Origin of the sequence: Actinomadura harenae (assembly GCF_003696215.1) — a bacterium.
In the GTDB taxonomy this organism is placed as follows: domain Bacteria; phylum Actinomycetota; class Actinomycetes; order Streptosporangiales; family Streptosporangiaceae; genus Spirillospora; species Spirillospora harenae.
Map to the genome: position 1 here is coordinate 220,833 of NZ_RFFG01000001.1, position 7,759 is coordinate 228,591.

A 7,759-nucleotide genomic window follows, 5' to 3' on the forward strand; every position below is an offset into this window, starting at 1 on the left:
CGCGCCGCTCCCGCTCGGGAGGGCGCGCCTTGTTCGTCGGCACAAAGGGCGCGGGGCCGCCGCCCATTCCTGGACGACGACCCCGCGACGGTCTGGCGGCCGGGTTCTAGTCGAACTCGCGGGGCGTTCCCGCGTACTGCGGCGAAAGGCCGTTGTTGCCTCCGCCCCCTCCGCCGCCGCCACCGCCGCCGTTCCCGGGGCCCGTGGTGTCACAGTCCGCGTTGTCCGGGTGCTTGTCACACCACCATTTCGGCTGCGGGATGCCTGGGCCGTTCGGCGGCTTGTTCGGGTCGCAGAGCGGCTTCCCCCCATTCCTGTCCATGCAGGGAGGAAGGTTGCCCGGTGGCGGTGTGTTGGTCGTCGGCGGCGTCGTGACCGGGCTGGTCGGGCCGGTCGGCTTGCACGCCTTGCGCCCCTTGCCCGGGCCCGGAGTCTGGCCGGGCGGGCAGGACGGGGTGTCGGTCGGCGTGTCGGTCGGGCTGTCCGTCGGCGTCGGCGTGTCCCACGCCTTGGGCTGGGTGCCCGAGTAGGTCGGGGTCGGGAAGTCCTTCGACGGGATGTTCTCCCCGTGGATGACCTTCTCCATGAAGGACTTCCAGATCTTCGCGGGGATCGTGCCACCGTAGACGCTGTTGCCCTGGAAGCCGGGGATGTTCTGGATCGTCTTGTGGTTCTTGTCGAACATCGTCACGGCCGCGGACAGCTGCGGGATGTAGCCGACGAACCAGGCGGCGACGTTCTGCTCGGTGGTACCGGTCTTGCCGGCCACCTGCCGTCCGTCGTCGAGGCGGGCTCCCGTCGCGGTACCGCTGCGCACCACGGCCTGCATGGCGGTGTCGGCCTGGGCGGCGAGATCGGAGTCCAGGATCCGCTTGGGCTTCAGCTTGTCCGAGGGAAGCTTGACGTCCTCCCACGCCTTCTTCGTGGCGTTGTAGCGCTGGATCCGCTGGATCAGGTGCGGGGTGACCTTCATGCCGCCGTTGGCGAAGGCCGCGTAGCCGGCCGCCTGGTTGACCGCGGGGACGTCGGCGATACCGAGGGCGATACCGGCCTTGTACCCGCCGCCCGCCAGCGCGTGCGGCTTGAGGGAGGAGTCCGGGACGCCGAACTCCTCGGCCGTCTTCGCCACCTCGCTGGTGTGCAGCTTGATGCCCAGCTTGACGTAGGCGGTGTTGACCGACTTCTCGGTGGCCTTCACCAGGTCGATGGTGCCCATCGGACCGTCGCCCGCGTCGTTCTGGACGGGGTATCCGCCCTTGTTGATGCAGGTCGTCCGGTCGGTCGCGCCGGGGATGTTCTCGCCTTCGCCGTCGAAGCACTGCGGCGAGTGGCCGTCGATCGTGGACTTGATACTGAAGCCCGCCTTGAGCGCGGTCGCCAGCACGTACGGCTTGAAGGACGAACCGGCCTGGGCGCTGGGGTTGAAGACGGTGTCGTAGTCCCCGTTGTGCTTCTTGTCGCCGCCGTAGAACGCCTTGATCTCACCGTTGGCCGGGTCGACGGCGATGAGCCCGCTGTAGACGCTCTTCGGCCACGCCTTGACGCCCGCTTCCTTCATCGCGGACGCCGCGTACCCCATCCACTTCGGTTCGAGCGTCGTGGTGATCCGCCCGCCGTCCTTGGCCCAGTTCGGGTCGAGCCCGAACCCCTTCAGCTCGGCGTCGACCCGCTGCTGGATGTAGATGGCCTGGGCGTTGCCCTTGACGTCGCTCCACGCGTTGGTCGTCTTGGGGAACACGGCCTTGCTGTTCTGGTCGGCGGTGATGACGCCCATCTTGGTCATGCCCTTGAGGACGTAGTGCCAGCGCTCGACCAGCAGCGTGTGGTTGATCGTCTTGCCCTGCGTGGCGAAGAAGCTCGGCCGCTGGATCATCGCGGCGAGCATCGCGGCCTGCTGGTAGTCGATCTTCTTGACGTCCTTGTGGAAGTACGCCTGCGACGCGGCCTGGATCCCGTAGGCGTTGCGCCCGAACGGGACCGTGTTCAGGTACATCTCCAGGATCTGGTTCGGGTCGATCTTCCGCCGGAGCTTGATGGAGATGAAGATCTCCTTCACCTTCCGGCTCATCGTCTTGTCCCGGCTCAGGCCCTGGTAGTAGTTCCGGGCGAGCTGCTGGGTGATGGTCGAACCGCCCTGGACGTCGCCGCCGCTAGCCGTCTTGTAGACGGCGCGGGCGAGGCCCTTGGGCGAGACGCCCCAGGTCTCGCTGTAGAAGTTGCGGTCCTCGGCGGCGAGCACCGCCTTCTGGGCGACCGGCGGGATGTCCTTGATCGAGACGCTCTGCCGGTGCGTGCCGACCCGGGCGATCGGGGTCGTGCCGTTCGCGTACATGATCGACATGCCCTGGTCGTTCACGCCCTTCTGGGCGTCCGTGGGCACGTCGGTGAGCATGTAGCCGACGACGATCAGCGTCGAGAAGGCCAGCACGCCGAGCGCGGTGACACCGGCGACGATCTTCCAGGAGGGGGCGAAACGGCGCCAGCCCTCCTTGCGCGGCTTGCCCTTCTTACCGCGGCGGCCGTCTCCGCGCCGTCCGCGCTTGTCCTCGCGCTCCTCCGCGCCCCAGAAGTCTCCGGGGCCGCCCGGGCCACCGGGACCACCAGGTCCGCCGGGGCCGCCCGGACCGCCAGGGCCTCTGGGACCACCGGGACCGCCGGGGCCTCCAGGACCACCGCCACCGGGGCCGCGGCCTCCGCCGCCACCGGGACGTCCGGGGCCTCCCGGCCCCATGGGACTGCCGACGCCGGGTCCGCCGGGGGCGGCGCGGTGTGGTGCGTTCTGAGGCGGTGCGGCGCGGCGGCCGCCGGCCTGCCCTCCACCCCCTTGGCGGGACGGCGCGCCCCGGCCTCCGACGCGGGCCGGTCTGCGGCCGCGAGCGGGGGCGCCGGGGTCACCGTTCGGTGTACCCCGGCCGGGGGGCATGGCGCTACCGCCGGGGCGGTTGGGGCCCTGCCCCTGGGGCGGGCCCTCTCCGTTTTCCGGTCCGTATTGGCTTCGGTAACTCACACGACCTCATTGGTGGGGGTACGGCTGTGCGTCGTCCGAGAGTACTGCTCACCACGGGGCGCTGGGGGCGGCCCTGGCGGTCCCGGACGCCGGATCAACGCGAGAACGACACGAAAAATCCCACTTCAGCAGTGGTTTTACAGTTTTGTCATTGAAAGAGAGAGATTGCACTGAGTGCCGTCACGGACACCCAGGGTCGATGACGGGCCTCAGCACCCCTCGACAAGACGCGAGCCCGGCCCGACGGGGTGTCGGGCCGGGCTCATCGTCAGCCGGTCAAGTCCGGGGTCATGGTCGCGCCCGCGGTGGCGTCACCAGCAGCCTCGGACCGTCCGTCACGGAGTACGGCCAGGCAGGCCCGTTGTTACCGCCCCGCCCCTTCTTGTGGCCGTTGCAGCGTGGGTCGCCGGCGTGCATCGAGCACCACCAGTTCGGCGGCGGGTTGGACGGCGGCTTGTTCGGGTCGCAGTTGCCGTCCGGGAAGGGCGACTGGCACGGCTGCTTGCCGTTCCCGTTCCCGTTGCCATTGCCGTCCCCGTTGCCGTCGCCGCCCTTGCAGCGCGGGTCGTACTGCGCCCACGGGTTGTTGTCACACCACTTTGGACGCTTGTCCTTCTTCTTCTCCTTGTAGACGTCCACCCACTTCTGCGGGGTGCCGACCCACGCGGGCGGCGGGAACTGCTCCACCGACAGGCCCTTGGTGGCCTCGGCCATGTAGGCGTGCCAGATCTTCGCCGGGACGCTGCCGCCGACGACCTCGCCGATGCCCGGCACGACCAGCGTCTTCCGGTCGTTGTTGTACATCGTCACGGCCGTCGAGATCTGCGGGACGTACCCCACGAACCACGTCGCGATGTTCTTGTCGGTCGTACCGGTCTTACCGGCCACCGGACGGTCCGACAGTGCCGCCGACGGCGCGGTGCCGCCCGGCTTCACCGGCCCCTGGAGCGCGTAGGTGACGTCCTGCGTGATCGGCTTGGACAGCGCGGCCCGCTTGACCTCCCAGTCCAGCTTCTTGAAGACCTTGCCGTCCGACGTGCCGACCTTGCGGATCACGTGCGGCTGGTACCAGGTGCCACCGTTCGCGAACACCGCGTACCCGGACGCCTGCTCGATCGGCCGGATGTTGTTGATGCCCAGCGCGATGCCGTACTGGCCCTTGTAGCTCCCGACCATGTCGGAACTCACGCCGAGTTGTTCGGCCATCGAGACGATCTGCGACGGGCCGGTCTTCAGCGCCAGCTGGGCGAACGCGGTGTTCGTCGACTCCTTCATCGCCTGGATGAGGGTGATCCCGCCCTTGGCGCTGTGGGAGTTCGGCAGTCCGCCCTGCGTCACGTCGTTCGCCGCGCCGCCCGCGACCGAGTTGCCCTGGCCGTCGAAGCCCCGTCCGGAACGTCCCTCGACCAGGCTCTTCAGGCCGTAGCCCTTCTCGAGCGCGGCCGCCAGGACGTACGGCTTCATCGCCGAACCGGCCTGCGCGCTGCCCATCCAGACGTTGTCGTAGGAGTCCTTCAGGTAGCTCGGGCCACCGTAGATGGCCTGGACCTCGCCGTTCGACGTGTCGACCGACGCCAGCCCGAGCCGGATGTGCTTCTTCAGCAGCTTGCCCGGGTCGACGCCCGGGACGGTCGTCTCGACGGCCTTCCGCGCGGCGGTCATCTTCGCCTGGTCGAAGGTCGTGGTGATCCGCAGGCCCTTCTCGATGACCGTCTTCTCATCGATGCCCTGCCGGTCCAGCTCCTTCAGCGCGCGCTTGATGACGTACCCGCGCTGCCCGCCGAACGTGGACGGCCCGCCGATCTCCTTCGTGAGCGGCATCTGCTTGCTGTACTGCGCGAACTGCTGGTCGGACAGGTGATGCATCTTGTGCATGCCGTCCAGGACGTACAGGTAGCGCGCCTTGGTCTCGGCCTGCCACTGCTTGTTGCCGCTGCGCGGGTCGAACTTGCCCGGCTGCTGGATGATCGCGGCGAGCAGCGCGCCCTGGTCCGGCTTGAGCTCGTTGACGTGCTTGCCGAAGTAGGTGTTGGACGCGGCCTCGATGCCGTAGGAGTTGCGGCCGAAGTAGATCGTGTTGAGGTACAGCTCGAGGATCTTGTCCTTGCTGCCGAGCTTGTCCTCCAGCTTCAGCGAGATGAACAGCTCCTGGAACTTGCGGCTCATCGTCCGCTTGTCGTTCAGGTAGTAGTTCTTCGCGAGCTGCTGGGTGATCGTCGAGCCGCCCTGCGTGTCGCCGCCGGACACGTTCGTCCACACGGCGCGGCTGATGCCCGAGACCGAGAAGCCGCTGTCGCTGTAGAACGACCGGTTCTCGGCCGCGACGACCGCGTAGCGGACGTCCATCGGCACCTTGCTGATCGGGACCGTGATGCGGTTCTTGCCGATCCGGCCGATCTCGGTCTTGCCGTCGTCGTAGTAGAAGATCGCGGCGGTCTTCGTCGCGTCCGCGTTCCCCTCGTCCGGGACGGGCGTCTGCGCGTACGCGATGCCGATCATCGTGCCGAGGCCCGCCGTGACGAGCAGCCCGGACCCGACGACCAGCTTCCAGGACGGCAGGAACCGCCGCCATCCCGTCGACCGGGACCGCAGATGGTCGTACCAGCGCCGCGGACCGTTCCCCTGCGGCTTCCGCCGCCGGCCCCCGCCACCCGGGCCGCCAGGACCGCCGGGCCCCCGGGGACCGCCAGGACCACCAGGGCCTCCGGGCCCGCGCGGACCTTCCGGCTCGCCGTACCCGAAGTGGAAGACGCCCGGCACGGCCCCTTCACCCGGCAACCCACGAGGAGCACCCCCCGGACCACCAGGGCCACCAGGGCCACCAGGGCCCGCCGGACCGCCGGGGCCGGGGCCGGGGCCGGGGCCGGGGCCGGGCATCCCGAAACCACTCGGCCCGCCGGGTCCACCTGGACCGCTCGGACTTCCAGGGCCGCCAGGGCCGTTCGGAATTCCGGGCCCCTGCGGGCCGCCCGGGGCGCCCGCGCCGCCGAAGGCGGGCGGGCCGGCCGGAGGGCTCGAGCCGCCCGGAGGCGGGCTGTCGCCGGGGCCGCCGAACGCGCCGAAGGCGTCGCGGCCGGGAGTCGAGGGGTTGTTCGCCGACGCGTCCGGATTGCCGCCGGGCGCGGGGACGTGCCGTCCGCCGGGCCGCAGCGGACCGGGTTCCGGTCGGGGCTGGCCTGGAGTGCTCACGTGACCTCGTTCGGCAGGGGACTACGACAGGTGTGGTGTCGGAAGAGTACTGGGCCGTCCGGTGAACGGGAGAGGCCCGTGCCGGGTGCGGGCGAGACCCTGGCGCGGTCCGCGGCGGCGCGCACGCGGGCCGGAGGCGGTGAACGAGCAGGTCCGGCGGAGGTTCCCGGCGGACGGACGGGCTCATCGTCCGGGCGGCGGATCCCCGTGGCCGAGGACGTAGGAACGTGACAGGTGGTTCCAGGCGCAACTCTGGCACACCTCGACCACATAGACCCGGAACTCGCCGTACCGGCGCGCCATCTCGGCCGGCTCGGCGGGGGCGGCGACCCGCCCGTCAAGGCGTCCGACCTCGTCCCCGTAGACGTACCGGACGAGCGTGAGCCGGACGGCGTGGCACACAGGGCAGGGCGCTCGGCCGGCGAGAACGCCTGTTCTCCACTGCGTGGTTGCGGGGCTCCTCTGGGGAAGCTGTGCGCGGCGAGGTCCAAGTGAAGCGCGAGTCCGCACAAAACCGCAGGTCAGATGGCATGCGACCCGGGAATGGGGCGGTGATCACACCGGGTGGACTTGCCATGACGCGCCGTCGTACGTATCTTTCAGATGTATCGAGTCGATACATTCACTCGATACATCACATGGAGACATCGGCTCTGCGAACGAACGGGACGGGCTCATGGCGGGCAAGAAGGGCGCGGGCGTGCTGGAGCTCGCCGTGCTCGGGCTGCTCCACGAGTCCCCGATGCACGGGTACGAGCTGCGCAAGCAGCTCAACATCCTGCTCGGCATGTTCCGCGCGTTCTCGTACGGCTCGCTGTACCCGTGCCTCAAGCTGCTCCTCGCCAAGGGGCTCATCGTCGAGGACCGGCCGCAGGAGCCGATCGTGCCGCTGGCACTGCAGAGCCGGCGCTCGAAGATCGTGTACAAGCTCACCGCCGACGGCAAGGAGCGGCTCGAGCAGCTGCTCACCGAGGCCGGTCCGGCGGCGTGGGAGGACGAGGGGTTCGGCGTTCACTTCGCCTTCTTCTCGCACACCCGCGCCGACGTGCGGCTGCGGATCCTCGAAGGCCGGCGCAGCCGGCTGGAGGAGCGGCTGGAGAGCGTGCGCGCCGCGCTGGCGCGGACCCGCGAGCGGGTCGACTCGTACACGCTCGAGCTGCAGAACCATGGGCTCGAGTCCGTCGAGCGCGAGGTCCGATGGCTCAACGAGCTGATCGGGCGCGAGCGGGCCGAGCAGGAGCAAGCAAGAACATCAGAACGTAATCAATCGATTCAGAACATGCCTCGGGAGACCGGCCGCTGACCCGCGGCACGGCCTCGAGAGGGACGGGTGAACACCACCTCATGTCCCGCAGAGGTGGCGTTCGCCCTCCGGGGCGGGCGAGGATCGCAAACCGCTACAGAGAAGGAGCTACCGGATGGGTTCGGTGCGCGTAGCCATCGTGGGTGTGGGGAACTGCGCCTCTTCGCTCGTCCAGGGTGTCGAGTTCTACAAGGACGCGGCCCCCGAGACGCGTGTCCCCGGCCTCATGCACGTCCAGTTCGGCGAGTACCACGTCGGTG

The 7,759-nt window shown here is 69.4% G+C and carries 4 protein-coding genes and 1 pseudogene; 2 read left to right on the forward strand and 3 right to left on the reverse strand.

Features of this window, described 5'->3' with window-relative positions:
* Positions 1 to 106: 106 nt before the first annotated feature.
* From EBO15_RS01020 to EBO15_RS45060, 3 genes are all read right to left on the reverse strand, one after another.
* Positions 107 to 2,731 carry a transglycosylase domain-containing protein gene (locus EBO15_RS01020; protein WP_158628091.1) on the reverse strand — a complete coding sequence of 875 codons (2,625 nt, stop codon included), beginning with the start codon at positions 2,729 to 2,731 and terminating at the stop codon, positions 107 to 109.
* A 564-nt stretch (positions 2,732 to 3,295) separates the two neighbouring features.
* A complete protein-coding gene (locus EBO15_RS01030) occupies positions 3,296 to 5,767 on the reverse strand; it encodes a transglycosylase domain-containing protein (protein ID WP_122192340.1) in 2,472 nt (823 codons plus the stop codon).
* A 612-nt stretch (positions 5,768 to 6,379) separates the two neighbouring features.
* Complete coding sequence (locus EBO15_RS45060) at positions 6,380 to 6,598, reverse strand: DUF5318 family protein (RefSeq protein WP_122192341.1); 219 nt, start codon at positions 6,596 to 6,598, stop codon at positions 6,380 to 6,382.
* 274 nt (positions 6,599 to 6,872) lie between these two features.
* Here EBO15_RS45060 and EBO15_RS01040 point away from each other — a divergent pair, with 274 nt between their 5' ends.
* Both EBO15_RS01040 and EBO15_RS01045 read left to right on the forward strand, forming a co-directional pair.
* A complete protein-coding gene (locus EBO15_RS01040; protein WP_122192342.1) occupies positions 6,873 to 7,499 on the forward strand; it encodes a PadR family transcriptional regulator in 627 nt (208 codons plus the stop codon).
* Positions 7,500 to 7,614: 115 nt separating this feature from the next.
* Positions 7,615 to 7,759 (forward strand): annotated as a pseudogene (locus tag EBO15_RS01045) (inositol-3-phosphate synthase); the annotation flags it as partial.